The following is a 26,043-nucleotide window of genomic DNA, read 5'->3' as shown; positions in this document are numbered from 1 at the left end:
ACAGACCAAAAGGATTAGTTACTATTTTTTAGTTAGTCTTTGTTTGTATAGCAGGTTTGACTATGTGGCGAGGGTCACTGCCCACTGGTTCCTCTAAAAACCAAGTGCCCATCGAAGTAAGTACCGGTACATCTTGAAATGTGTAAAGAATAGCATCCTCTGTTTGGGAAGTGTTGCAATGCTCATGAGCAGACCAAGGAGGAGCTAAGAATAGATCACCTTTTTCCCATTCAATCTTTTCTCCATCCACGATACTATAACCCTCTCCCTGAAAAACTAGATTTAGAGCTACATTTGTATGACGATGAGCTTTGTTATGTTCACCAGGTTTAAAAATTTGGACGACTACGTTCATAGTTGAGGAAGTTCCATACGCCTCTCCTGTATCATGATGAATAAGTGACAATGTTCCACGCCCACTTTCAAGAAAGTCTTCCGATACTGATTCATTGAGTAATGGATAAATGTCTTTCCATTTCCATGAACAAGCTCGAACGGCAGGCTTTCTACTCTTTCTTAAGAACTCACTGTACTTAATAATCTCTGTTCTTTGACTACACATACTATCACTCTCCACTAAATGTTTTACACAGTTTAGAGACCTTACTTGGGTTCCTGTGTAACTAATAGTCTAGGATAGGTCAATCGATAGTTCAATTCAATTGTTAATATAATAACCATAGGTTTTACCTATGATATTATGGTTAGGAACTCAAACTGTTTATAAGATTCCTATGAAAATAGGATGTTAATGAATTTCAAAAATGAAAATTGTTTAAATCAGGAGGTATAGAATGGAGTTAAGACAACTTGAATATTTTTACGCTGTGTGTCAAGAATTACATTTTACTAGAGCAGCAGAAAAGGTAGGGATTTCTCAACCTTCTTTAAGTCAACAAATTCGTTTATTAGAACATGAAATTGGCACACCTTTATTTGATCGTATTGGTAAAAAGACGGCTCTTACAGAATCAGGGGAATTACTCCTGAAATATACACGTAACATTTTTCATGAACTAGAACAGGCAAAAACCTCAATAAATGAACTAAACGGACTTCAAAGAGGAACCATTTCTATAGGCACCTTATTAACCGTTGAAAATTACCTCATTCCACCCATATTACGTAATTTTCATCATTTATATCCTGGTGTTAAGATATCTGTGTTTGGATTACGTACTGGGGATATTCATAAACAACTGTTAGAAAATAAGTTGGATATGGGGATTGTTTTTTTACCTATGAAAAGGGATGAATTGGAAACCATCCCCTTATATACAGAAGAAATGGCGTTTGCAGTGCCTGTTGGACACCCGTTAGAGAAACAAAGTACGTTAAGTATAGAAGTCTTGCAAACAACACCTTCCATCTTACTTCCTGAACAATATTTTATAAGACAACTTATTAATAAAGCTTGTAAAGACATGGGCTTTATTCCAGAACCGGTCTTTGAAATTACAACCATGCAATCTTTAATAAATATGGTGATCGATAGGGTCGGGGTAACTATATTACCGAGACCTTACTTAGAGTACCTTAACCATCCTGGTATCAGAATTATTCCTATTCAAAATGGTAACCTTGCCCGTGATATAGGAATTATCTACAGGAAAGATAAATACCTGAGTGTTGCGACACGTATTTTTATTAATACGTTAAAAGAGGCTTCACTTCATTTAAATCAGACTATTGGAATGTAGTGATTACGAAAAATATAAAAAATTATGGTTATTTACTATTCTTCAATAGTTATTAAAGGGGTGGAAGTATGAAAAATAATTTTATAGCATTATCAATTATTAGTTTAGGAATTTGTTTGTTAATCGGCAGCATTTTAATAGCAAATGGGTTGAAAAATGAAAAAAAGACTCCTTTAAATATGCCGATTCAACATCAATTACTTACACAATCAGAGTTAGCAAAGTATCTCGGTTTAAGTGTAAAAGAAATTCAAAAATTGGGTCCAGTATCAAATACTGAAGGGGTTATAACGAGCGAAATACCTTATATTAAAATTGGACATAGATATTATTACTCAAAAAGTGCAATTGATAGATGGTTAAGAAGTAAAGACTCCATTACTGTCCAATAATTTTTATAGGAACACAGTATATTTTATCTTAGTATAATGTCGTGGAAGTAGTTGGATATATAAAAAGGGCACTTGCGAGATGCCCTTTTTTGTTGTTCTAATTAAAATTACAGATAGAGTTTTCCAAAAAAATGATTCAGCATCAGGCGCTAATGAGAGACTAACATAGCACCTGACACATCCAGCAGGTTATATACAGTGAAGAGGTTAAAAATCGCTAATTGTCTTCATCCCAAAACAAATCATTTAATGTGCAGGAGAGGGCTTTGCAGATTTTAATGCACAGACTTAAGGAGGGATTGTATTTTCCAGATTCAATCAAGCCAATCGTTTGTCTAGAAACACTAACAGTTTTGGCTAGTTCTTCCTGCGACAACTCTTTCTCAACTCTTGCTAGCTTTAATTTCATATTTTTCATGGGAATTTACCTACAACTTGTTCTCATCGTCACGATTTTTAAGACTTATTTTTTTTGCCAACAAGTGGACACCGCCAAAAAGGAGAAGAAAAATGGGCAAATAGATCATTATTGAAACAAATAAAACGAGTATAAAGTACCATAAACCTTGAGTAGTGCCGTTGGCGTATGATACAGCACTATTCACTCCAAATATGATAGCAATAACTAATGCTAAACCAATACTGGACCAAACGGTCTTTGTTCCCATTGTTGTTTTATTCATACGATCATGCATCTCAACTTCATCCCAATAAACCCCTAAGAAAATACTCCTAATTAAAAAATAGACCCCCCCAAGGAAAAGAATGACTAATTCTAAAATCATCAACTTAAGTTCAAAACCATGGTTGGCAACTTTTATCCCGATACTTACAAGACAAATGACCATAATCAGATAGTACATTTCTTTAAAAATTTTGTTGCGGATATTTTCAATACGCTCATCGGTAGCTGTACGTTTAAACAATTTCATTTCCAATCAGCCTCCATTTTAATCTCATTTTAATTATATGATATAATTTACATAATGCAATATATATATTGCATTATGGAAAAAATATTAGTCATCACATTAAATTAGAACTCTTCGACACCCTAAACGTTGATAGATGCAAACTACACATGCGGGAATTTTTTTGTAGTTCTTTATAAATGGTGCTTGTAATGTAAAAGACAAAAAGTTTTATGAAACCTTTACATTGGGTTTACCACTATTTAACTGGTGATTAATAATAGTCTTCTATAATCAAAGAGAAGTAAATGATTGGAAAAACGATAAATTAGGAGTGAAGTGAATTTGAAAAAGTACCTAATACCTACACTGGCAGCATCTGTCTTACTTACTTCGGTCGGTTCTGTTTTAGCAGCACCTTCTCAACCACAGAAGATCAAATCGGTAGAGTTTATTGGAATGGATGCACCAAAGACGGCTGATGAGAAAAATAATCTTATATATTCAAAGGCTTCTGTAGAAGTTACATATGTGAATGGAAGCAAGAAAAAACTACCTCTAAGCTATAAAACATTGTTCAGACCGGGTGACATGATCAATGGCAAAACTGCAGGTGTGACCATGAATGCAAATCATGAAATTATGACCAAGCCAGATGGTACCCCTTATACATCAACTGCTCCTGACATGAATAGTTTAATGAAGGTGCCTGGGTTACCAGCAAACACCTATTATTTAATTAACCACTATGAATCCATGCCTAAGAATCAGAATGGGCTGGAAAACCCGGGAACGATGAGTCTAAGTACTGTAAAAATGGATCCGGAAACGGGCGAACTTACAGTTGTTGATAATCAACCCATTGATTTTTCTTCCGTTCACGGCATTTGGAAACCTTGTGCAGGATTGTTGACCCCTTGGAATACGCATCTTGGTTCAGAAGAGACCGATCCTGATGCAAGGGCACATGAGGCGAATCCAAAAACATCATCGGTAACCAAGTATATGCAAAACTACTATAACGATCCAACACTTGTAGGAAATCCTTATTATTATGGCCATGTCCCGGAAGTGACTGTAAATGCAAAAGGGGATACAAGTGTTGTAAAGCATTACAGCATGGGACGTATGGCATTCGAGCGGGTGAAAGTGATGCCCGATAATCGAACAGTGATTTATGGAATTGATAGTAATCCTGGCGGGTTCTTCATGTATGTGGCTGACAAGGAAAAAGATTTATCAGATGGTACTTTATATGCTGCAAAGTGGATTCAGACGGGGACAGATAATGGCGGTTCGGCCAATCTGGAATGGATTAAGCTAGGTCATGCAACAGATGCAGAAATTCAAAAAATGGCTGATACCCTTAAATTCAGCGATATTTTCGACGTCACCAATGATGCTGATAAAGGGCAAACAGAAGGATACAAGCCAGTCAAAACATCTGCCAATGGAAAGAAAGTGGAATGGTTGAAAGTGAAGCCGGGAATGGAAAAAGCAGCTGCTTTCTTAGAAACCCACCGCTATACGGCGTACGTTGGTGGAACCGTAGAATTTAATAAGATGGAAGGTCTCGATTTTAACGAAAAAGACAATAAGGCATACGTGGCCATCTCCTATCAGGAAAACACCATGCTTACTGAACCGACCGCACCTGCTGATGATATTCAATTACCAAAAATTAGTGCAGGCGGTGTTTATGAGGTTTCCTTCAAACCAAATCGGAAAACAAATGATGGCGAAAAAATTGACAGTCATTATGTGCCTGTCAGTATGGAAGGTCTTGTAATGGGTGAGGATTTAGTTTCTCCAGATCAAAATGGGAACACTGCTAACGATGACAAGATTGCCAACCCGGATAACATTGTCTATTCTCAAGAAATGAGAACTTTATTTATTGCTGAAGATTCGAGTCACCATGTAAATAATTATACGTGGGCTTACAATGTAGACAGTAAAAAGCTTTCCCGAATTCTATCAGTTCCAGACGGCGGGGAATCCACGGGCTTACAAATGGTGGGAAATTTGGATGGTCACACTTATCTCATGAACAGTTCACAAAATCCAGGCTATGTAGGGTACATTTCTGGGCTTCCCTCTTTGGAAGTAGACCAAAAGGGAAAAAACACCAAATAAATAACATTTAGGGCAGTCTTGTATGCAAGACTGCCCCTTTGTGAGTTTGGCAGCCTTTTTGCGATTAAATCCACCAAGTGCTATATATGTCTAGTTCAGATGAATCTACTCCCTCTAAAAATAGAGAACTCTTTATTTATTGGCTCTGTTAAACTTGTATGTTGATTTCCGCTCCAGGCACTTGCGGTTAGTGGGCGTTTCGGCGAGCCTCCTCGGCGCTTGCGCCTGCGGGGTCTCTCCAGAACCATACTCCCACAGGACATTGATTTTCTTCCTAGAATTCGCCCACGCACGAAGGAAATGCGTTAGCATTTTCGAGGAGTCTTCGTGCCTTCCGCTCCTATCAACAGGGTTTAAAATCAACAGTATTCTTTAACATAGCCAATTTATTAAAAATAGAGGGGATGGGATTAAAAAGACTTACATCAACAAAAATTCCCATAGATTATATCAAGTTTTTATAGTTTATTTCAAGAGGGTATGAGAACGTATTCATTGTTATAATTAAAGAGTTTGACGAATCAATGAACTTGATTGACTTTACCTGCGTGGTGGATTACGATTCCCCTATTAATATATTTAAAGGAGAATACAATCATGACCGGCTTTAACGCAGTACTAGGAAGAAATACGGAAAATGCTCCAATGGCTATTGGTCCATTTTCGCAAACAGTGGCTTTCTCTCATTACAACAATCTTTCAGCTCAATTACCAATCGATCCGAAAACTGGTAATTTGGTAGCTGGCGGTGTAAAGGAGCAGGCTGAACAGTGCTTGAAAAATATCAAGGCAATTGTTGAAAGCATCGACCATGTTATGAGTGATATTGTTAGAATCACAGTATTCGTTAAGAATATCAAAGATGTTGATGCAGTAGACGAAGTTTACAAAACATTCTTCACAACTTATGTTCCAACACGTACAACTGTAGCAGTTGCAGCTTTACCGATGGATGCTTTGGTGCAAATTGAAGCACTTGTTACAAACGGTGAAGGTACAATTCCAAACGCACCACAAGCAGGGGACCTTATCAAGCTTACAAATAACACGGCAAATGCGCCAACAAGTCCTCTTTCTACACAAACTGTAGCTTTTTCTCATTACAATAACCTTTCAGCTCAATTACCGATTGATCCGAAATCTGGTAAATTAGTAGTTGGCGGTGTAAAGGAACAGGCTGCTCAGTGCTTAAAGAATATCAAGGCAATCTTAGAAAGTATCGACGTTCCGTTTGACGATATTGTTAAAATTAATATTTTCCTTAAAGACCTTTCAGATATTGAAGCCGTAAACGAAGTTTATACAACATTTTTCCCAGACTCAGCGATCGCTAGAGCCGTAGCCTATGTCCCTGCTCGGACAACAATTGCAGCTTCTGCTTTACCGATGGATGCATTGGTACAAATCGAAGCAGTGGTATCACACGGAGATGGTACACCTCCACAAGCTGTTGAAGACAGACATGGTATCGTTATATGGGCGAACAATACTGACAATGCACCAAAGAGTTCTTTGTCTACACAGACTGTAGCGTTCTCTCATTACAATCACCTTTCAGCTCAATTACCTTTAGACCCGAAAACTGGTGAAATGCTAGCTGGTGGAGTAAAAGAGCAAACTGAACAGTGCTTGAAAAATATCAAGGCGATTGTAGAAAGTATCGATCACGTTATGGACGATGTGGTTAAAGTCAATATCTTCCTTAAAAATATTGCAGATATTGATGCGGTAGACGAAGTTTACACAACATTCTTCCCAGGTGGAGTTCCTGCACGTAGAACAGTTGGCGTATCAGCTTTACCTCAAGACGCTTTAATTCAAATCGATGTAGTTGTAGCGAATGCCGAAGGAACACCTAGAAAAGCATAATAGTTTGTAATTATACGAACTATTAATGTTACTTGTAAATGCTAACGGTGAACATTAAAGAAGCGGTCTCAATTGAATATTGAGACCGTTTTCGTTTTTCTACTTTTCAGGTGAAAAAGCATTGAGATTTTAGCCGATTATAGTATAAATCTTGATGTTTTTATGTTTCTGGGTATAACTAAAAAACTGGGTTAGCTTATGGCCATTGTACCTTGAGTGACTGTATATACATAGTCTGTAATAGTGTTTCAAATTACCTCATTTTACCCAATTTTCTTTGCACTTTTTATTTGTTAATATTAAAATGTAGTTTGATAAAATGTGCTTAAGGCACAGGATAAGTGTAATAAAAGCAGGGGAATCCTTGCTTTTTATTTTGGGTGACAAGGGCTTACCTTAGGTATCCCATAATGAGAGGATTTGAATTTGAAATGATAGAAAATTTTTGGCGTGATTTACCACGACCTTTTTTTATACTGGCACCAATGGAAGATGTGACGGATGTTGTTTTTCGTCACGTAGTAAGTGAAGCCGGTCGACCGGATGTCTTTTTCACAGAGTTTACAAACTCGGATAGCTATTGTCATCCAGAGGGCATGAAAAGTGTACGTGGCCGTTTGACTTTTACAGAAGATGAACAGCCAATAGTGGCACATATTTGGGGAGATAATCCCGAATATTTTCGCCAAATGAGTATTGGCATGGCAGAGCTAGGATTTAAAGGAATTGATATTAATATGGGCTGCCCTGTACCGAATGTGGCATCGAGAGGGAAAGGTAGTGGCCTTATTCTGCGTCCAGACGTTGCGGCAAAACTTATTCAAGCAGCAAAAACAGGCGGCCTGCCTGTCAGCGTGAAAACACGACTTGGCTATAAGGAGGTTGAGGAGTGGAAGGAGTGGCTAACGCATATTTTAAAACAGGATATTGCGAACCTTTCTATTCATTTACGTACTAGAAAAGAAATGAGCGAAGTAGATGCACATTGGGAGCTAATTCCGGAAATCAAAAAATTACGTGACCGTATCGCACCAGATACGCTTCTAACAATCAATGGAGACATTCCTGACCGTCAAATAGGGCTGCAGCTTGCTGAACAATATGGCATTGATGGTGTTATGATTGGGAGGGGGATTTTTAAAAATCCTTTTGCTTTTGAAAAAGAGCCAAAAGAGCATAGCAGTAAAGAATACCTGGATCTTTTAAGACTGCAGCTGGATCTTCAAGATCGATATGCAGATGTACTGCCGCGTTCAATCACAGGGCTTCATCGCTTTTTCAAAATTTATGTCAAAGGATTCCCTAGAGCTGCTGAATTAAGAAATCGATTGATGAACACGAAATCAACAGATGAAGTGCGTGAGATGCTAGATAACTTTGAGAAAAATATTGATGGGACATTTTAAAGAAAGGCAACTACAACATTTAAGTCTTTTGTAAAAATAAATTTTAAAATAGATCCTAAACGATTAATATACATCCAACTGAGCAAAGACTAATCATAAGTTATATAACGTTTTTATGACATTTACTGGAATAGACCATCAAAAATTGATGGTCTATTTATTTTCCCCTCAGCCTCCAAAACAATTCTTTTTAAAAATGCCGACAAAAGCGCTAAACCTCAGGAGATTGCCTAGCATTGATTTAAATAGTTGGCTATCACATAAAATGTAATTTTCTATTCATTTTCCGTTCACATACCGTCATTAAACTAAGGGTGTAATAAGGAATGGAGGAATCAAGATGAACATAGCATGGAAAGAAATAAAGAAAAATAAAGCAAGATTTTTAATTTTAGGTTCGATTGTTTTTCTTGTTAGTTTATTAACGTTTATCATATCCGGTTTAGCAAATGGATTATCACATGACAGTGCTGGATTAATAAAAGATTTGCCAGATGGACAATTTTATATGACGAAGGAAGCCAATCAGACCTATAACATGTCAAGTATAGACAGTAGGGTCCAAAACCAAATATTAAGCAAACAAAAAAATGCGATGGCATTTTCTATTCAAATGGGATTTTTGGATGGTCGAGATGGTAAGCAGAGAAGTGTTGCATTTGTAACGGCAACTAAATCTAAGTGGTTTGAGAATGTTAAAAAAGGTGAAATTGTACTTGACAGTACATTGAAAGACGATGGTATCAAGATTGGAGATACTTTAACCAATAAACAATACAACGGTAAGTTTATCGTAAAAGGTTTTGTAAAACAAAGTAAATACAGCCATGCTCCTGTAGCCTACATCAACATGAAAGATTATAAAGAATTATATCGAACCAGCGATATGCAGTTAATTTTTATACCAAAAGGGGATGCAGAAACACCAACAATCGCAGGGATGCAATCCTTTTCGAATAATCAATTCCTTAATACCATTTCGAGTTATAAAGCAGAACAGATGTCACTTAACATGATTATTTGGTTTTTAGTTGTCATTAGCGGAATGTTGTTTGCCATCTTTTTCTACATGATGAATGTTCAAAAAATGGGTTTATACGGTATTCTTAAAGCGATTGGAGTAAAAACAACCACACTATTTAAAATAATGTGGACGCAAATGGCCCTTATTACCGGCATTGCACTTAGTATTTCCATTTTACTGAGCCAAATTTTTAATAGAGTAGCACCTAAAGGAATTCCTTTTAGTTTAACCACTGATACAACGGTTCAATTGTCGTTAGTCTTTCTAATTATAGGATTCATTGGTGCAACGCTTTCCGGTATACAAGTTAAAACCGTTCAACCATTACAAGCTATTCAACAAGGAGAGGTTTAAGATGTTATTTACAATAGATAATGTTAAAAAATCTTTTAAAAATGGAGAGGAAATGGAAGAAATTCTAAAAGGAGTGAACCTTTCTATTAGAGAAGGTGAAGTAACCGCATTAGTAGGGGCATCTGGATCGGGTAAAAGCACGCTTCTAACCATAGCGGCAGGACTTCAGCCCGCATCAGATGGACAAATCATCTTCGAAGGAAAGGACATGACGGCTATGAATTCCGAACAAATTCGGCAAATCCGGGCGCATCAATTTGGTTTTGTCTTTCAATTTGCCCATCTGGTGCCTTTTCTGACAGTAGAAGAGCAACTGTTACTTATGTTGGATGTATCTGAATCAAAACTTAAAAAACGGGAACAGAAGAAAGAAATTGATAATATCCTTAAATTAGTAGAAATGGATCATCGAAAAAATGCTTATCCCTCTTCATTGTCAGGCGGTGAAAAACAGCGGGTTGCCATTGCCCGAGCCATTATTCACAAACCGAAGGTGCTTTTTGCAGATGAACCTACCGCAAGCTTGGATTCAAAAAGGTCAAAAGATGTAATGACTTTAATCAGTAATTTAACAAAGACACTCAATATTGCCACATTAATGGTTACACATGACGAAGAAATGCTTTCATTTGCTGATCATATCATTAAAATGAGTGATGGTCAGATTTTGCAAAAAGAGCTAGAGAAAAAAGTAATATAAATTGTTGAAACTCATAGGGGAGATTATGGCAAGAAGGAATTGACTAAAATTATAAAAAAATATAGTTGAGAGTTAGCTGGAAAACAATTTAATAAAAAAAGAATTTCCTTTACGATATGGAGGAAATTCTTTTTTTATGGTCATCTAAATATTAATAATTGGCTTTATCACTTGTGAGTTCGGTAAGGAATTTCAAATGGTTTCACAGTTGAAGTCTATTTTAAAAGAGTAAATAGTAAAGTAGAGGAGGAAAACGTTATACTATTCTGCTTTTTTAACCATAAAGCAAACGAGCATACAAGGTTCACTGCCATTATTAATACACCAGTGCTCTTCACCAGCTGAAATCAATGTTGCATCTCCAGCCTTTTCCACACTGTATTCACCATTACAATATGTATGGACTTCTCCACTGAAAATATAGGAGTACTCATCCTCATCGTGGCAGCTTAAGCCAACGGCTGGAATGCGTTCGCCAGGTGTTAGCGAAATGACACTCATGCTCACTTCTTTAAAATCACCTTCCTTGATGAATAGTTTTTTCATTTCATATAGTGGCATGCCAATAGACTCTACTTGATTAATATTGAGTTTTTCCAATTCTTTTTCCCACCTATTCTTTTTTGAGTTTAGGATCTAGAAAGTCTCGTAAACCATCTCCTACAAAGTTAGCACCTAATGAAATGGAGAAAATGGCTAGACCTGGGAAGGTTGACACCCACCAATTTTGAATAACTTTTGCCCCGCTTGATACCATTGAGCCCCACTCAGGTGTAGGAGGTTGGGTTCCTAGTCCAAGAAAACTTAGTCCTGAGAACATCAAAATGGCATTCCCAAGATCAAGTGTTGCCATAACCAATAATGGACCAAAGCTATTCGGTAAAATTTCTAAAAATAGAATTCGAATATGGGAAGCACCCATAACTCGAGAAGCAGTAACATACTCGCTTTCTTTTAAGGAAATCACCATTGAACGCATCAATCTCGCATAATTTGGCCACCAGATAATGGCCATTGCAAGGACCGAGTTTAGGATGCTTGGTCCAAGTGCAGCAGCGATTACCATCGCCAAAATAAGTGGTGGAAATGCCATGATGAGCTCTGAGAAACGCATCATTACTTCGTCCACTAATCCACCCTTATATCCCGCTATTCCCCCAAATAGGATACCGAAGGCAAAAGCACTAATAACCGTAATAATACCTGCTGTTAAAGAAATTCTGGAGCCATACATGACCCTTGAGAATACATCACGACCCAACTCGTCAGTTCCAAAAAAGTGTGAAGAGCTTGGAGAGAGGTATCTAATGGATAGATTCTGAGCTGTTGTACTATGTGTAGCGATTAACGGTGCAAAAATGGCAACGAGAATCCATAATGTACAAATGATTAATCCAAGTTTAAAAAGAAATCCTTTTTGAGAGATAAAAGATTTAAATGTTCTCATTATCGATACCTCACTCTCGGATCAATCACTCCATAAAGGATATCAATGATTAGATTGATAACAACATAAATAAATGCAATTAATAATGAGACGCCGCATATGGCGGGGAAGTCGAGTGAAACGGCGGAAAGATAAGCATATTGACCAATTCCAGGCCATGCAAAAATGTTCTCAACCAGTACCATTCCACCCAGCAGATTACTAAATCCCATTCCAGCTACTGTAATAACAGGTATCATGGAATTGGAAAGGGCATGCTTAATGATGATCGCTGATTCTTTCTGACCCTTTGACCTAGCGGTACGAATATAATCCATTGACATCACTTCAAGTAGGTTGGACCTTGTTTGACGAGCAATTAATCCCATTGTAAAGAATCCCAGTACGGTTCCTGGAAGAATCAAGTGCATCGCGACATCACCAAACAATTGAAAATCACCACTAATAAGCGAATCAATCAGTAATAACCCTGTTCCCCCTTCTGGAGTGGATGCTCGTGAATCAATCCGTCCTGGTCCTGGTGTAAGGCCTAAGATCGAAGTGAAAATATTGAGCATAATTAAAGCAAACCAAAAGCTTGGTAGGGAAACCCCACTAATAGAAACAGTACGAATAACATGGTCAATTGCCTTATTTCGATAAATGGCAGAGATGATTCCAAATAGAATCCCAAGAACTAAGGCAATGACCATAGCTACTATAGATAGTTCAAAGGTTGCAGGGAAGAACTGCCTTAAGTCATCTAACACAGGGTTGCCAGTTCGAATGGAGGTACCTAAATCTCCAGTGAGTAAGTGTTGAAAGTACAGAATTAATTGACTAAACAGCGACCGATCTAGCCCCCATTTTTCTTTAAAAGCTGCGACAATTTCAGGATTGCTCATTGCACTTTGGCTTAAATTCGCAGCCACCGGATCACTTGGCACTAAATGAGAAAGTATAAAAACAAAAAGTGCCACACCAAATAATAAGAAAAGTAGAAACAATAGACGTCTACCAATAAATCTAAGCAAATTGGATCACACTCCAGACTAAATAACCACTCACAGATAAATCTCAAATAATAGTAAAAATCAAAATTAAATATTGAATACCATCCGTAGGTAGTTGCCTACCTACGGATAGCTTCCGGTGATTTTTTTAAGATTATTTAGAGAGTTTTAAATCGTTTAAATGTAACTTACAAAGATCATTATAAGCAACACCTTCAAGTCTGGAGCTAACAGCAAATGATTTAGGGTGCTGTACTAAGAAGGCATATGGGCTATTCTCGGCCATAATGTCTTGCATCTTACCAGAAATCTCTGCACGTTTTGTTTCGTCAATTTCCACCTTCGCTTGCTCTGCCAGACTTACTAATTCAGCATTATCTTTAGGTTCCCAGTTCGCTCGTTTTCCTACAATATCGCCTGGAACAAAAGCTAATTGGTTGCTTAAATCATAGTAGTCAGGCGACCAGTGCATGACTAGGAATGGGCTTTTCCCATTTCTATAATCATCGATTACCACGCCAATTTCTCCAGTTTTAATTTCTACTTTGATATTAATTTTTGCAAGATCCTCTTTTACTTTTTCAGCGATTGTGACCCATGAAAGTCCTTCAGAATCAAAGTTAGCGGCAGTTAGAGGTACTGTGAAGCCTTTCTCATAGCCTGCTTGTTTCATCAAGTCCTTTGCCTTTTCTATGTTTTGATAATTAGCGGGTCTTGATTTAGCACCAACAAACCCTTTTTGAACAAAGGATAATGGCAGCAGTGCCCCATCACCTGCTAATTGTTGGAATCCCTTATAGTCAAGTGCATATCGGACAGCTTGTTGCACAAATGGATTTGCCATTTCTTTACCGATTTCAGGCTTATTATTCATTAGTAAAAATGAAATGGTTGAAGTAGGTGCGGAAACAACCTTTCCTTTTCCACCAGCTGTAATGCTTTTCACTTGGTCAGGTCCAACGCTTAATGCTACATCAATATCACCATTTTCAAGCGCTTGAATTTGGGTGTTTGGATCCGGCATTTCCTTGATGATTATTTTATTTGCATGAACAGTACCCTTATAATTTGGATTCTTCTCAAGAACCATTTCTGTATTGGCAGTCCACTTCTTCAATACATATGGACCGCTACCAGCTGATGCACCGTCCAGATATGTAGAGGCTTTATCTGCTGTGCTGGCATCCTCTGCATCAAAACCACCTTTTTCTTTCACAACTTTACTATCAAGAATGGCAAAGGCATTATTTGTGATTTTTGCAAGAAAGGATGCATCCTTTTCTTTAAGTGTAATAGCAACCGTTTTGTCATCTTTTGCTTCTACTTTTGCAACGCCTTCTGCAAGTGCAGCAGCATTCCCTTTTAAATTTTTTGTGCGATTAATACTGAATACAACATCATTTGCCGTTACAGGATTTCCGCTTGAAAATTTATGTCCCACGTCAAGCGTGAATGTATACACAAGACCTGAATCATCTACAGTGTAATCTTTAGCAAGGGCTGGCTTTGGTGTGAGATCAGAACCTTCTACCATATATAAATTCTCGTATGTTGCATAAAAATAGAAATTTCCGTACACTTCATAAGCACGTGCTGGATCCATTGTTTTCCAATCTGATGCTACCCCAATAACGATCGTATCAGTACTGGAAGATGATGTACCCCCAGTTGTCGTGCTGTTTCCTTGCTTCTTACTACATGCAATTAGAGATAGAGCCAACATGAATGTTATGGCCAGTAAAGCAACTTTTTTCATCCTCCCAAACCCCTTCTTATAAAAATTTATAGAATCACTTTGTACACAAATGACATGCAACAAAATGGTTACTACTTGTTTGAATAAAATCTGGTACCTCTGTTTTGCAAATATCCATCACAGCAGGGCATCTTGTATGAAACCGACATCCGGATGGGGGATTAGATGGGCTTGGCACATCCCCTGTAAGAATGATCTTTTCACGAGGATCCCCGCCTGCATCTGGAATAGATGAGAGAAGTGCCTTTGTATAGGGGTGTTGCGGTTTTTCGTATAGTTCATCGCGAGTTGAAAGCTCAACGATTTTACCAAGATACATAACGGCAACACGATCACTTATATGGTGAACCACGCTTAGATCATGTGAGATAAATAGATAGGTAAGGTTCAATTGTTTCTGCAGATCTACTAGTAAGTTCACTACCTGTGCTTGTATCGAAACATCCAAAGCCGAAACAGGTTCGTCACACACAATAAGTTCTGGACCGAGTGCCAATGCTCTAGCGATACCCACCCTTTGTTTCTGCCCACCTGACATTTCATGGGGATATCTATCTAAAAAACGATTGGCTAGACCGACCATATCCATCAGTTCGGTTATTTTCGCTTCAGCATTTTCCATTTTATGAATTTTGAATGGTTCTAATAAAATTTGTTTGATGGTTCTACGTGGATTTAAGCAAGCAGATGGATCTTGAAAAATCAGCTGTGCCTTCTTGGTGAAATTTTTTCGCTTGGATCTTGAAAGATTGGTAATATCCTCATCATTAAACATAATTTTAGAGCCATGATCTGGCGCATAAAGACCAAGTAGTGTCCTACCTAGCGTACTTTTACCACATCCACTTTCACCAACAAGACTAAATGTTTCGCCCTTTTTAATCGTAAAAGAGATATCATCTACTGCTCTAAGCAAGCCTTTTTTTCCATCCGGATTTTTAATATGAAAGGTCTTCTTTAAGTGTGAAACCTCTAAAATGTTTACTGAGGATTTACCCTTTGATGCCGGTGCAAGAAGATTAATATCATTTTGTGGCATGTACATCATCAACCTCTTTTGTTACGTCATAAATAAAGCATCTTACTTCACGGCCATCTTCTTGTTTAAATAATGGAGGTGCTTCCAGTTTGCATTTCTCTGTTGCGTATTTGCAACGAGGATGAAAGCTGCAACCACTTGGCATATTCAATGCATCAGGAACCGTTCCTTCAATCGCCTCAAGTCTATCTACCTTATTCGAAATTTTCGGTATGGCATTTAGCAATCCCTGTGTATATGGATGAAGGGGATCAGTAAACACTAACTCAGTTGGGCTTTTTTCAACTATTTGGCCAGTATACATGACGACCACTTTTTCACACATCTCTTTTACTACACCTAGATCATGGGTGATCATGATAATACTCAAATTTCTCTTTTTCTTTAGACTGGTCATTAAATCTAGAATTTGTGCCTGGATCGTAACATCTAAGGCAGTAGTAGGCTCATCCGCAATTAATAGTTTAGTATGACAGGCTAACGCAATGGCAATCATGATTCTTTGTCGCATTCCGCCAGACATCTGATGTGGATATTCATGAAATCTCTGTTCGGGGGAAGGAATTCCTACCAATCTCAGCATCTCCATTGCCATATTCCTTGCATCTTGCTTGCTTACGTCTTTTTGGTGAATAAGGATAGGCTCCATGATCTGCTTGCCACATGTATGTAGAGGATTAAGAGATGTCATCGGTTCTTGAAATATCATTGATACAGACTTTCCTCTAATTTTCCGCATATCCTTTTGTGAAAGTCTTAATAAATCTACACCATCCAAAACAATATTTCCTGTTATATCAGCGTTAGCATTTTGCAAAAGTCCCATTATGGAGAGGGAGGTAACACTCTTGCCACTACCACTTTCACCTACGATTCCTAAGGAACTACCTTGCTCTAATTCTAGGCTTAAATGATCCACTGCTTTGACAACACCCTGGCGCGACTTAAAAGCAATGGTCAAATCTTCTACTTTTAGTAATGTCATAAGCTTCACCTTTTTCAAATGTATAATTAAAAATGATTAAGTATAGGGGCTAGGGGGATAAATTAGTTTAGCTAAAAATAACGGGAGTGATGACGGATAGTAATATCGTTTCCTGATCGAATGGGTTCTCCCATATATGGGGAAGAGTAGAAGGGAAGTGAATTGCTTCACCTTCTCGCAAAAAATATTCCGTCTCATCCACAGTGAATAATACTGCCCCTTTTAAAACATAATAAAATTCTTCACCAGGGTGTTTAAATGGTTCATCTTCTTTTTGATGCGGCTTTATTGTTACGAGAAAGGGCTCTATTTTTCTATCTGTAAAATTATTGCTTAACCGAATATAAGTAGAGTTAGAACTTTCTATTTTAAATGGCTTTTGATCTTGTTTTTTTACGGCGTAATTTAAACTTTCCGTCTCTTCGAAGAAATGGATCATTTTTACTCCAAAAGCGTCAGCAATTTTTTTTAATGATGTGATCGCGAGTGAGGATGCTCCCCTCTCTATTTGGGATAAAAAACTAACAGACAGCTCAGTCTTTTCACTTAAGTCCTTTAAAGTCATACCTTGTTCCAGTCGTAATTGCTTTATTTTCTGAAAAATTTCTTCCATCACTTAATTCCTTTCTTTTAATGAGGAATAATTACTGTAATACTGTAATTAATTATGATTGTACCATAAAGTTTTCTGATGTAAATGAATATTTTGAATATTTTATATAATAAAATGAAATGTGTTTTTTTAAAGTAGGGTAGTGGTTTGGAGGGATTTGTAAATAAAGCTGTAATATGGTTTTTACACCCAATGACTGATTGCCTGGGGGGATATTTATATAAGAGGTCTAGCGCTAAGCATTACTTGAATTTTAGCAGGGGGCACATAATAAAAAAGCCGATTGATTTTTTTTAAAATCAATCGGCTTTATATGTTTTGAACTTAATAAACAACAACCGGTTCATATTGGCTAAGATTGTTATACACAGTTCTCATAACACTCGGTGGTGTGTTGACGCAGCCGTGTGATCCGTTTGAAAGATAGGCTTTACTGCCCCAATTGCCTCGCCAGCTGGCATCGTGGAAGCCCTGACCGTCATTGGTAAAAGGAGCCCAAAAATTTACATCTACTTGATAAGTGATTTTGCCGTTTTCACGGCCTGTTAATACGGAAGGAGACTGCTTATAAAGGATATACCAAACTCCTCGTGATGTATCATGGCCGGTACTATGATTGCCTGTAACAACATTCGTTGTAGCAACTAATTGCCCATTTTTGTAGATCCAAATTCGCTGCTCGGCAATAGAGACTTCAGCATATGTATCACCAATACCATTGTTGGCGATCTTATCATATCCGTAGCCTTCACCCTTCCAACCATTCCCATAAATATTAGAAGCGAGAATTGATTTCTCTCCTTTTTCAAAGGCTTCCATTATACGCGGTAATTCTTTATCAACATTAATGGCCCAGCCGTAACCTCTTACTTTAACGGATACTACCGCCCCGGAATGGGTCTTAAAAGGGATATTCTTATATAGGGTGGATTGAGCATTGTTAATTTCAGTAAGCTTATTTTTAACATCACCGGCATCATCAACCTTAATCTGCAAATCTTTTGAAATAGATGCATTTTTAATTAATTCTCCAGCGTTTAAGGTAAAAACTTTATCCTGTACTTTATAATCAACCGTTTGAGCTAAGAACTCTTCCAGCCTTTTCTGTTGATTTTTTACAAACTCGCTGTCTTCTTTAATGGGCTGTATGTAAACGGGATTGAGTCGGATCTCACTGATATATTCTTGCTTATCATACTCCTTCATAAGACTGGCAACATCATACTGTTCTCCGCTAACGCTGGGGGTTACAACAATTTGGCCTTGTTGTAACCGAACCACTGCATCTTGTGGCGCTTTTAAGCTTTGGTTCATGGCTAACAACTTATCTTCAACCTGTTTTTTTAAAGTATGGCTTCGATACTGATCAAGAGAACTGGGAATTAAAGAATAATCCTTCGCTTTTGAAGAAGGAAAAAATGTCCACTGGTTCTTTACTAATTTTTTTACATTGGACAGATCTTTCTCCGTGAATGCCATCTTTGTATCGGTTCCATCTATAATTTGTTGGGCCCCAACATAGACAACATTTTTTAATTCGGAAGATTTTAATTTTCCAAGTGCCTCATCTGCGGTCATGCCTCCTACTTTAGTACCGTTAATCTTGATTTGTGAATTAAAATGGGTTGCCTGATAATAGCTGCCTGCTGCAATGAAGAGCGCGATAATGATGATGATACTTGCCGTAATAAACTTCCAGTTTGCATACCACTTAGGTGGATAGACCTGTTGTTTTTCAATTTCTTGTACATTTACCGTGCTTTCCATTAAGTTTCCCCTCATACCTGACCTCCAGCTAATAATATCTGATGACCTTAAACCATTAGGTTTGTAAAAATGATTACTGTTTTTAGAAAAAAAAGTAAATTATACTACTATTCTACAAAAAGTCATATTCGAACATTGTCGGTTTTTGTGTGAGTTCACATTTTTTATTTTATTTTTTTCGCTGTAACTAATAACTTGATATTTGACTTATACTCTAGGTCTGAGTTTCATCACTTACCCACAAGATGGATAAATAGTATAATATTCATTGTTTTAAAAAGGTATGATCATATTTTTAACTTCTATTCCAGGAAAAAGGTCGTGGTTTTGTTTTGCATGCATCTAAGAAATCTGCTCTCATGCAGCCTTCATTTACAAACTTTTGGCTGTCACGAATTTTGTCTTCAAGTTCATTCCAGATGTTGTCCGTTGCGATCGGGTGGCAAATGTATGAAATAACACATGATGCTTTTAGTCTGGGGTTGGTAGGTCTTGCACAGTTTATTCCAATGGTCTTGCTTACATTGGTGGTCGGCCAAGTGGCAGACCGCTTTGATCGGAAAAGGATTGTATTAATTGCTCAACTGATTGAGGCTGTGATGGCTGCTCTTTTGTTATACGGAAGTCTTGCCGGCTGGTTAGGCCGTGAGCAAATTTTGCTGGTTGCCGCCATTATTGGCGCTTGCCGTGCTTTCGAAGGGCCCACTTCTTCAGCATTGTTACCGCAGTTGGTGTCACCAAGGGATCTTCCGCAAGCCATTTCCATGAGTACGACAGCTGGTCAAACGGCTCAAATCATTGGTCCAGCCCTAGGAGGTTTGCTTTATTCCCTAGGGGCGGCATATGTCTATAGCTCGGCAACGGTGGCATTAGTTTTGTCTTGCGTCCTCACATACTTAATCAGCTCCCAGGAGCAACCAACCCGCAGATCGGAACCTGTATCCATACGCTCCGTTTTCTCGGGATTGGTCTTTGTCTATCGTCATCCGGTCATACTCGGAACGATATCACTTGATCTTTTTGCTGTCCTGCTTGGGGGCGCTACAGCTCTTATGCCGATTTTTGCGCAGGATATTTTACAAACAGGTCCATGGGGATTGGGATTAATGCGGACTGCACCAGCAGTGGGTGCCTTGGCCATGTCCATTATTCTGGCTTATTTTCCTCTTCGAAAACAGGTGGGGATCACTCTATTTGGAGCACTGGCCATTTTTGGTTTGGCAACCATTCTTTTTGCACTTTCGACTAACTTCATCATATCGTTGTTTGCTCTCCTGATAATCGGTGCATCTGACGTGATCAGCGTTGTCATAAGGTCTTCACTCGTACAGCTGCAAACACCTGATGAGATGCGTGGACGTGTAAACGCCGTGAATGCGCTATTTATCGGGACCTCCAATCAACTTGGCGAGTTTGAGTCCGGTATGTTAGCTGGTTTTGTTGGGGCGGTTCCTGCTGCTTTTATTGGTGGACTCGGAACGATTTTTGTAGCTGGTCTTTGGATGCTTTTATTTCCTTCTATCAGAAAGCTCCGGTCGTTATCCTAAGACATAATTTCAAAATAAAAAGGTCAGACTCCCCTCACCATCAAATATAGTGGGACTGACTCTTTTTTTTTGTAAAAAATTACAAAAATCAGTTGATAATTGAATAAATGATGACGCATCATTGATGATGTATCATTGATTTTTTATAGGAGAGGTTGTTTATGAATAAGGTTGAGGAGCTGCGATTCCTAATTTTAGCTGCGCAAATAGAAGGAAGCAGAATGTTTACCAGTGTCCTACGTCCATTAGGGTTAACATCATCCCAGAGTGAGGTTCTACGTGTACTGTTTGATTATGAACCTCTTTCCCTTGCTGAACTTGGTAAATTGTTAATTTGTGAGACAGGAAGTCCTAGTCGATTGGTGAATAGAATGGTTGAGGGTGGATTTATCGAACAGAAAAAATCAGAAACAGATTCCCGAAAAGTAACACTTACTTTAACTAAGAAAGGAAGAGATGCCGTTTTAAAGATTATGGCTGTCGAGACAGAAACGTATCACTCCATCGAAACTATGCTTGAGGGATCTTCCGTATCTGAATTAATAGATGTACTTTGGAAGTTTGTTGATGGAAAACCAACAGGGAATGCATTGCATCTGCGGAAAACTCAAAAAAAAAATAACCCTAACAGGTGAATTCAAGTAGGGAGGGAGAAGATCATATGATTCATTTCATAAATAGTGTTTTAAACAAAATCTCGAATGGTAAAACTGTAATCGTTCTTCTTACGGTGACTCTATCATTTATGGCAATGATTAATCTCGTAAATCTGCCTGTCAGTGTACAAAGGATTGACCAAATCTCGAATGGTGCTGGGATTCTTGATATGAAATTTTACTTCACAAACAATGAAGCCTATCAACTACTTGATACCATACAACCAGATGGTAGAAGAATCTATTTACATTTCCTCCTTTTTTTTGATATGATCTTCCCCTTTTTGTACTCTCTTTCTCTAGCTGTTGTCAGTAAGGTCATTTATCATAAAGTGTTTCAAAGTAATTCGCATGAATTATGGACTCTCATCCCGTTTGTAGCAGGCATATTTGATTATATGGAAAACCTTACTATCATGACCTTGCTAAAATATTATCCTAGACATCTGGACTTTCTAGCATCTCTTGCAGGGTATTTAACTGCAGGAAAATGGATTTTCTCCGTAGTAAGTTTACTTAATATACTGTTAGCTCTCCTGTATATGGCTTGGCGTTATAAGGTAAGGAACCTCTTTAACTAAACACAAATTAACAAAAGAAGGAAAATAAAAAGAATGCAGAGAAATTTAATTAATATAGAATAGATATGGGGAGAGGGATATTTGGTGAAAGTACTTATATTGGGTGGCACACGATTTTTTGGGAAAAAACTAGTAGAGCAATTTGTTCAGGAAAAAGCGGATATCACGATTGTCACTAGAGGCAATACTCCCGATTTGTTTGGGAATACCGTGAAACATCTTAAGGCAGATCGGACGGATCTAGCAGCACTTAAAAATGCTCTAGGTTCATCTGCATATGACGTGGTGTATGATAATATATGCTATGGACCAAAAGAGGAAGAGGAAGCAGTCACCCTTTTTACCGGCCGTACCAGTAAATATATTTTAACGTCTTCATTGAGTGTCTATGATTTTGGCGGTCCTGCAAAAAAAGAAATGGATTTTGACCCATATGCCTTCAATATTTCTGTACCATTTCCTACCCATTATGATTATGCAGAAGGAAAGAGACTCGCAGAATCCGTTCTGTTTCAAAAAGCTTCCTTTCCATGCACAGCAGTTCGCTTTCCAATAGTATTAGGTCATGATGATTATACAAGAAGACTTCATTTTCATATTGAGCAAATTCAAAAAGGGGTGCCCCTAGTTATTCCTAATACCGACGCGAAAATTTCCTTCATTCACTCAGATGAAGCTGCAGCTTTTCTTTACTTTTTAGGACATTCCGATCTGGAGGGCCCTATTAATGCCAGCTCAAACGGAGTGTACTCATTGTCCCAATTAGTAGGACTAATTGAGCGGGTTGTCGGTAAGAAGGCTAGAATTGAATCGGAAACAGATGCAAATGATATGTCCCCTTTTGGTATACCGGAAACTTGGGTAATGGATACAACAAAGGCCAGAAACGGAGGTTTCTCCTTTAGTCATTTGGACAGTTGGCTGCCAGGATTAATTGAAGAAATTACTGCCCAATCAAATGATAGATAAATAGCTATATGCCTTGCCAGTATCCAGTGTTAACCAATAAACATAAGCTTATTTTATAAAAGGAAGGGATCTCCAACGCAATGGAGTGTTGGATTCTCTCCTTAAAGTAATACCAAATGTAGATAATTGTTGGGTTTTGTCGAATTTTCGTTTATTGACATTTCTGAAAAATCATGAAATTATTAGATGGAAAACCTCACATTCCCTCTTGATTTTTACATTCCTTTTTCACCTCTTGTCAACATAAAATCCCTTGATGAATGAAATACTACCATCCTCTTAATTGAATCTTCATGTTATTTCATCCTAACCCCTTTTATACATCTATCCTATTTAAAAAAACAAACTTGAAAGGAGTGATATCAATGTAAAACTAATGATGGTCATTTATAGTCTTTTAGGTTTTGTTCACTATTTCACATTTATAATTTTGAGGAGGAAAAATAATGGGTCATGATATTTTAGGATTAAATAGGGCAGGAGAAGAAATTGCTTATGCACGTTTTAGTATGGGGAATTATAATGCAACGATACTCTACCGTTTACTTGATGCACATCATTTTTATGCTGGGGTTAGCGGATCAGGAGGCAGTTCTACTTTTTCAAAACAACAAATTGAAAAGGCATTAATTGCCTTCCATCAATTATACAATAAGGGTGCTTCCTCCCATTCAAGTTATGATACCTTACCATGGGATCTAAAACAAATCCTGGTTTTTATTAAAAGCTGTTTAGCAACAGCACAAAGAGAAGGCAGTGTTAAAGTGTATTTTGGCTGATGTTTTCATTTCCCCTAAATTTATTTTTTAACTACTTTCCATTTCCAGCTCATCCCCCTGCAAAAGAAACACTGCTAAGCTAGTTATCCTCAAGTTAATTCTCCTATTTTTGTAAAAAACAATCAGAGTTGCTCTTTTTTGATTTGCCTTTTGATGCCAAGCAGGTGAATTTGAATTTTTTTTGATTTTTTCTCTTGCTATGAAATGCATTTCATAATTTACACTAAAGATAAGTTATGGAACAAAAAGCAATCGGAAGGTGAATCTAATGGATAAACGCAGTATTATTTTTTTTGATATAGATGGAACATTATTAACTCATGATAAAGAACTGCCGCCCTTAACAAAAGAATCAATTTTTAAACTGAAAAGGTTTGGGCACGAAGTCGCAATTGCGACAGGGAGGGCTCCTTTTATGTTTGAGGATCTTAGAAAAGAACTGGATATTCATACATTTGTTAGTTATAACGGTCAATATGTTGTATTAAATGGTGAAGTATTATCCACAAATCCCTTAAATAGTCCATCACTTGAAAAATTAACAGAAACAGCTCTTCAAAATAATCATCCAGTAGTGTACATGGACCACAAAGATATGAAGGCAAATGTCCCAGAGCATACGTATATAGCAGAAAGTATTAGCACGTTAAAAATTGAACATTTTCCTACGTTTGATCCTAATTATTACAAAGACAGGGATCTTTATCAAACCCTCTTATTTTGCCAGGTTGGTGAAGAGAAACAATACGAAGAGATGTTTCAAGATTTTGATTTTGTGAGATGGCATCCTCTTTCAGTCGATGTCATACCAAAGGGAGGGTCAAAGGCAAAGGGAATTGAACAGATTGTTAATAAACTCTCTATTCCTGATGATCGCCATTATGCCTTTGGTGACGGTCTGAATGACATAGAAATGCTTACCACCGTAAAAAATAGTGTTGCAATGGGAAATGCAGTGGATCAGGTAAAGAAAGTAGCAAAATTCGTTACACGAAGTGTTGAAGAGAATGGGATTACTCATGGTCTTCAAATGGTTGGGTTGCTATAACACAAGTAAATATAATTAAAAAATAGGCTCTACCCTGAAATATCTGTGGATAACTTTTAAATGAGGGGAGACTTTGAAGATATTTCATTCATTGATGTGCAAATTCTTTTGCATGGATGTCTGTTAAAGGATACTGTTGATTTTAAACCCTGTTGATAGGAGCGGAAGGCACGAAGACTCCTCGAAAATGCTAAACGCATTTCCTTCGTGCATGGGCGGATTCTAGGAAGAAAATCAATGTCCTGTGGGAGTACGGTTCTGGAGAGACCCCGCAGACGCAAGCGCCGAGGAGGCTCGCCGAAACGCCCACGGAAAGCGAAGTGCCTGGAGCGGAAATCAACATACAAGTTTAACACAGCCAAAAAATAAGAAAAGACAGTGAATTTTAACAGGCAACTTCTCAATAGAGGTTGCCTGTTTACTTTTTTGATATTTACGATATAGACATATTGTGTCCTAGAAATTAATAGATGGATTTTCACCTTCGAGTATGGTCTTTACTCGTTTGCCAATAATCGGATGATATTGAGGATGAGTCAGGATATAGAACTTTTCATCCTCGATGGCAGTAAAAACACTCATGCCAATTGAGTCAATTGGAATACCAGTTTCGATGACATGGCGGGCTCTTTCCAAACCGGCTTTATATGAAGCACTTTGAAAATATGGTTCCTCAGGTGTAATCGCGAAACGTTCAGGTCGATGGCGATCACTATGATGTAAATCGGTTTGGACAAATCCAGGGCAGAACACGGACATTTTAATTTTTGAATTTTGCGCCTGCAGGCTAAGATAGGTGGTTTCCGAAAGCGAAACAGATGCATGCTTGGAGGTATGATAAGCCACCATTCCAGGTGTAGAAAGTAAGCCAGCTACTGAAGCCGTATTGACGATATGACAAGGTGTATCCTGTTTAAGCATGATTGGAATGAAAGCACGCAAGCCATAGAATATCCCATTCACATTAACGGACATGATCCAGTCAAAGTCTTTAGCGGGAATCTCCCAAATTGGTCCAGGCACGACAACACCTGCATTATTAAATAACAGGTCAACACTGCCGAACGTATCAACAGCAGTCTTCGCAAGCTTTTCTACTTCTTCATAAATCGAGACGTCGGTCACGACGGCAACAACCTCAGCACCCATTCCGGCAACGAGTTCTTTTGTCTTCTGCAAATCAGCTAGGTCAATATCGGCAAGTACAAGCTTCATTTCTCGAGCGGCACATTCTTTTGCGAATTCAGCCCCGAATCCGTTGCCAGCGCCTGTGATGACAGCTGTTTTTCCTTTAAAGTCTTTCATTGTAAAATCTCCTTCATGTTGAAAATGGGTTTTTATACTATCTCTATTAGGGTATGGTTCAGTTCCC

Annotated in this window: 25 protein-coding genes; 13 read left to right on the top strand and 12 right to left on the bottom strand. The window is 37.9% G+C overall.

Annotated elements, in window-relative coordinates; all coding sequences use genetic code 11:
- Positions 1 to 28: 28 nt before the first annotated feature.
- Positions 29 to 562, bottom strand: coding sequence for a cupin domain-containing protein (locus ACI3K6_RS12280; protein ID WP_435555060.1), 534 nt, complete (start codon positions 560 to 562; stop codon positions 29 to 31).
- A gap of 232 nt (positions 563 to 794) precedes the next feature.
- Here ACI3K6_RS12280 and ACI3K6_RS12275 point away from each other — a divergent pair, with 232 nt between their 5' ends.
- Together ACI3K6_RS12275 and ACI3K6_RS12270 are read left to right on the top strand one after the other, a co-directional pair.
- Complete coding sequence (locus ACI3K6_RS12275; RefSeq protein WP_435555059.1) at positions 795 to 1,700, top strand: LysR family transcriptional regulator; 906 nt, start codon at positions 795 to 797, stop codon at positions 1,698 to 1,700.
- Positions 1,701 to 1,768: 68 nt separating this feature from the next.
- Complete coding sequence (locus ACI3K6_RS12270) at positions 1,769 to 2,092, top strand: helix-turn-helix domain-containing protein (protein WP_335478461.1); 324 nt, start codon at positions 1,769 to 1,771, stop codon at positions 2,090 to 2,092.
- Between the two features lie 217 nt (positions 2,093 to 2,309).
- On the opposite strand, the gene ACI3K6_RS12265 is transcribed toward ACI3K6_RS12270, so the two are convergent.
- Positions 2,310 to 2,510, bottom strand: coding sequence for a helix-turn-helix transcriptional regulator (locus ACI3K6_RS12265; RefSeq protein WP_435555058.1), 201 nt, complete (start codon positions 2,508 to 2,510; stop codon positions 2,310 to 2,312).
- Positions 2,511 to 2,520: 10 nt separating this feature from the next.
- Positions 2,521 to 3,024 (bottom strand): DUF6773 family protein, encoded by a 504-nt coding sequence (locus tag ACI3K6_RS12260; protein WP_435555057.1) that lies wholly within the window; start codon positions 3,022 to 3,024, stop codon positions 2,521 to 2,523.
- Positions 3,025 to 3,342: 318 nt separating this feature from the next.
- Between ACI3K6_RS12260 and ACI3K6_RS12255 the strand changes: the two genes are divergently transcribed.
- The 5 genes from ACI3K6_RS12255 to ACI3K6_RS12235 all read left to right on the top strand — a co-directional run bounded on the left by ACI3K6_RS12255 (position 3,343) and on the right by ACI3K6_RS12235 (position 10,492).
- The gene (locus ACI3K6_RS12255) at positions 3,343 to 5,139 is read left to right on the top strand and encodes a PhoX family protein (protein WP_435555056.1); all 1,797 of its coding nucleotides are present in this window, start codon (positions 3,343 to 3,345) and stop codon (positions 5,137 to 5,139) included.
- 534 nt (positions 5,140 to 5,673) lie between these two features.
- Positions 5,674 to 7,008: a RidA family protein gene (locus ACI3K6_RS12250; protein ID WP_435555055.1), complete on the top strand. Its 1,335-nt coding sequence runs from the start codon at positions 5,674 to 5,676 to the stop codon at positions 7,006 to 7,008.
- Positions 7,009 to 7,439: 431 nt separating this feature from the next.
- Positions 7,440 to 8,414 (top strand): tRNA dihydrouridine synthase, encoded by a 975-nt coding sequence (locus tag ACI3K6_RS12245; protein WP_435555054.1) that lies wholly within the window; start codon positions 7,440 to 7,442, stop codon positions 8,412 to 8,414.
- A 340-nt stretch (positions 8,415 to 8,754) separates the two neighbouring features.
- Positions 8,755 to 9,792 (top strand): ABC transporter permease, encoded by a 1,038-nt coding sequence (locus ACI3K6_RS12240; RefSeq protein WP_435555052.1) that lies wholly within the window; start codon positions 8,755 to 8,757, stop codon positions 9,790 to 9,792.
- 1 nt (position 9,793) lies between these two features.
- Positions 9,794 to 10,492, top strand: coding sequence for an ABC transporter ATP-binding protein (locus ACI3K6_RS12235; protein ID WP_435555051.1), 699 nt, complete (start codon positions 9,794 to 9,796; stop codon positions 10,490 to 10,492).
- Between the two features lie 261 nt (positions 10,493 to 10,753).
- On the opposite strand, the gene ACI3K6_RS12230 is transcribed toward ACI3K6_RS12235, so the two are convergent.
- From ACI3K6_RS12230 to ACI3K6_RS12195, 8 genes are all read right to left on the bottom strand, one after another.
- Positions 10,754 to 11,092, bottom strand: coding sequence for a cupin domain-containing protein (locus ACI3K6_RS12230; protein WP_435555050.1), 339 nt, complete (start codon positions 11,090 to 11,092; stop codon positions 10,754 to 10,756).
- A 13-nt stretch (positions 11,093 to 11,105) separates the two neighbouring features.
- A complete protein-coding gene (locus tag ACI3K6_RS12225; protein ID WP_335478480.1) occupies positions 11,106 to 11,939 on the bottom strand; it encodes an ABC transporter permease in 834 nt (277 codons plus the stop codon).
- Entirely contained in the window at positions 11,939 to 12,952 is a 1,014-nt protein-coding gene (locus ACI3K6_RS12220) for an ABC transporter permease (protein WP_435555049.1), read from the bottom strand. The genes ACI3K6_RS12225 and ACI3K6_RS12220 overlap by 1 nt, the downstream gene beginning before the upstream one ends.
- A gap of 133 nt (positions 12,953 to 13,085) precedes the next feature.
- Complete coding sequence (locus ACI3K6_RS12215; RefSeq protein ID WP_435555048.1) at positions 13,086 to 14,687, bottom strand: ABC transporter substrate-binding protein; 1,602 nt, start codon at positions 14,685 to 14,687, stop codon at positions 13,086 to 13,088.
- Between the two features lie 34 nt (positions 14,688 to 14,721).
- Positions 14,722 to 15,726 carry an ABC transporter ATP-binding protein gene (locus ACI3K6_RS12210; RefSeq protein ID WP_435555242.1) on the bottom strand — a complete coding sequence of 335 codons (1,005 nt, stop codon included), beginning with the start codon at positions 15,724 to 15,726 and terminating at the stop codon, positions 14,722 to 14,724.
- Positions 15,713 to 16,711, bottom strand: coding sequence for an ABC transporter ATP-binding protein (locus ACI3K6_RS12205; protein WP_435555047.1), 999 nt, complete (start codon positions 16,709 to 16,711; stop codon positions 15,713 to 15,715). Before ACI3K6_RS12205 ends, ACI3K6_RS12210 begins: the two co-directional genes overlap by 14 nt.
- Before the next feature lie 67 nt (positions 16,712 to 16,778).
- Positions 16,779 to 17,324, bottom strand: coding sequence for a helix-turn-helix domain-containing protein (locus ACI3K6_RS12200; protein ID WP_335478489.1), 546 nt, complete (start codon positions 17,322 to 17,324; stop codon positions 16,779 to 16,781).
- 324 nt (positions 17,325 to 17,648) lie between these two features.
- Positions 17,649 to 19,106 carry a L,D-transpeptidase family protein gene (locus ACI3K6_RS12195; protein WP_435555046.1) on the bottom strand — a complete coding sequence of 486 codons (1,458 nt, stop codon included), beginning with the start codon at positions 19,104 to 19,106 and terminating at the stop codon, positions 17,649 to 17,651.
- A gap of 344 nt (positions 19,107 to 19,450) precedes the next feature.
- Between ACI3K6_RS12195 and ACI3K6_RS12190 the strand changes: the two genes are divergently transcribed.
- The 6 genes from ACI3K6_RS12190 to ACI3K6_RS12165 all read left to right on the top strand — a co-directional run bounded on the left by ACI3K6_RS12190 (position 19,451) and on the right by ACI3K6_RS12165 (position 24,671).
- A complete protein-coding gene (locus tag ACI3K6_RS12190) occupies positions 19,451 to 20,638 on the top strand; it encodes an MFS transporter (RefSeq protein ID WP_435555241.1) in 1,188 nt (395 codons plus the stop codon).
- Between the two features lie 161 nt (positions 20,639 to 20,799).
- Positions 20,800 to 21,273 (top strand): MarR family winged helix-turn-helix transcriptional regulator, encoded by a 474-nt coding sequence (locus ACI3K6_RS12185; protein WP_435555045.1) that lies wholly within the window; start codon positions 20,800 to 20,802, stop codon positions 21,271 to 21,273.
- Positions 21,274 to 21,299: 26 nt separating this feature from the next.
- Complete coding sequence (locus ACI3K6_RS12180) at positions 21,300 to 21,875, top strand: hypothetical protein (protein WP_435555043.1); 576 nt, start codon at positions 21,300 to 21,302, stop codon at positions 21,873 to 21,875.
- Positions 21,876 to 21,959: 84 nt separating this feature from the next.
- Positions 21,960 to 22,844, top strand: a complete 885-nt coding sequence (locus tag ACI3K6_RS12175) for an NAD-dependent epimerase/dehydratase family protein (protein ID WP_435555240.1) — start codon at positions 21,960 to 21,962, stop codon at positions 22,842 to 22,844.
- A 446-nt stretch (positions 22,845 to 23,290) separates the two neighbouring features.
- Positions 23,291 to 23,623, top strand: coding sequence for a hypothetical protein (locus ACI3K6_RS12170; protein WP_435555042.1), 333 nt, complete (start codon positions 23,291 to 23,293; stop codon positions 23,621 to 23,623).
- 268 nt (positions 23,624 to 23,891) lie between these two features.
- On the top strand, positions 23,892 to 24,671 hold the full coding sequence (locus ACI3K6_RS12165; protein WP_435555041.1) for a Cof-type HAD-IIB family hydrolase: 780 nt from the start codon (positions 23,892 to 23,894) through the stop codon (positions 24,669 to 24,671).
- 456 nt (positions 24,672 to 25,127) lie between these two features.
- On the opposite strand, the gene ACI3K6_RS12160 is transcribed toward ACI3K6_RS12165, so the two are convergent.
- Positions 25,128 to 25,976, bottom strand: a complete 849-nt coding sequence (locus ACI3K6_RS12160) for an SDR family NAD(P)-dependent oxidoreductase (protein ID WP_435555040.1) — start codon at positions 25,974 to 25,976, stop codon at positions 25,128 to 25,130.
- Positions 25,977 to 26,043 lie beyond the last annotated feature (67 nt).

It is taken from the genome of Neobacillus solisequens (assembly GCF_051233465.1).
Taxonomy (GTDB): Bacteria; Bacillota; Bacilli; order Bacillales; family Cytobacillaceae; genus Neobacillus.
Note: the sequence above shows the minus strand (reverse complement) of the source record. Positions and strands in the feature narration are given on the sequence as shown.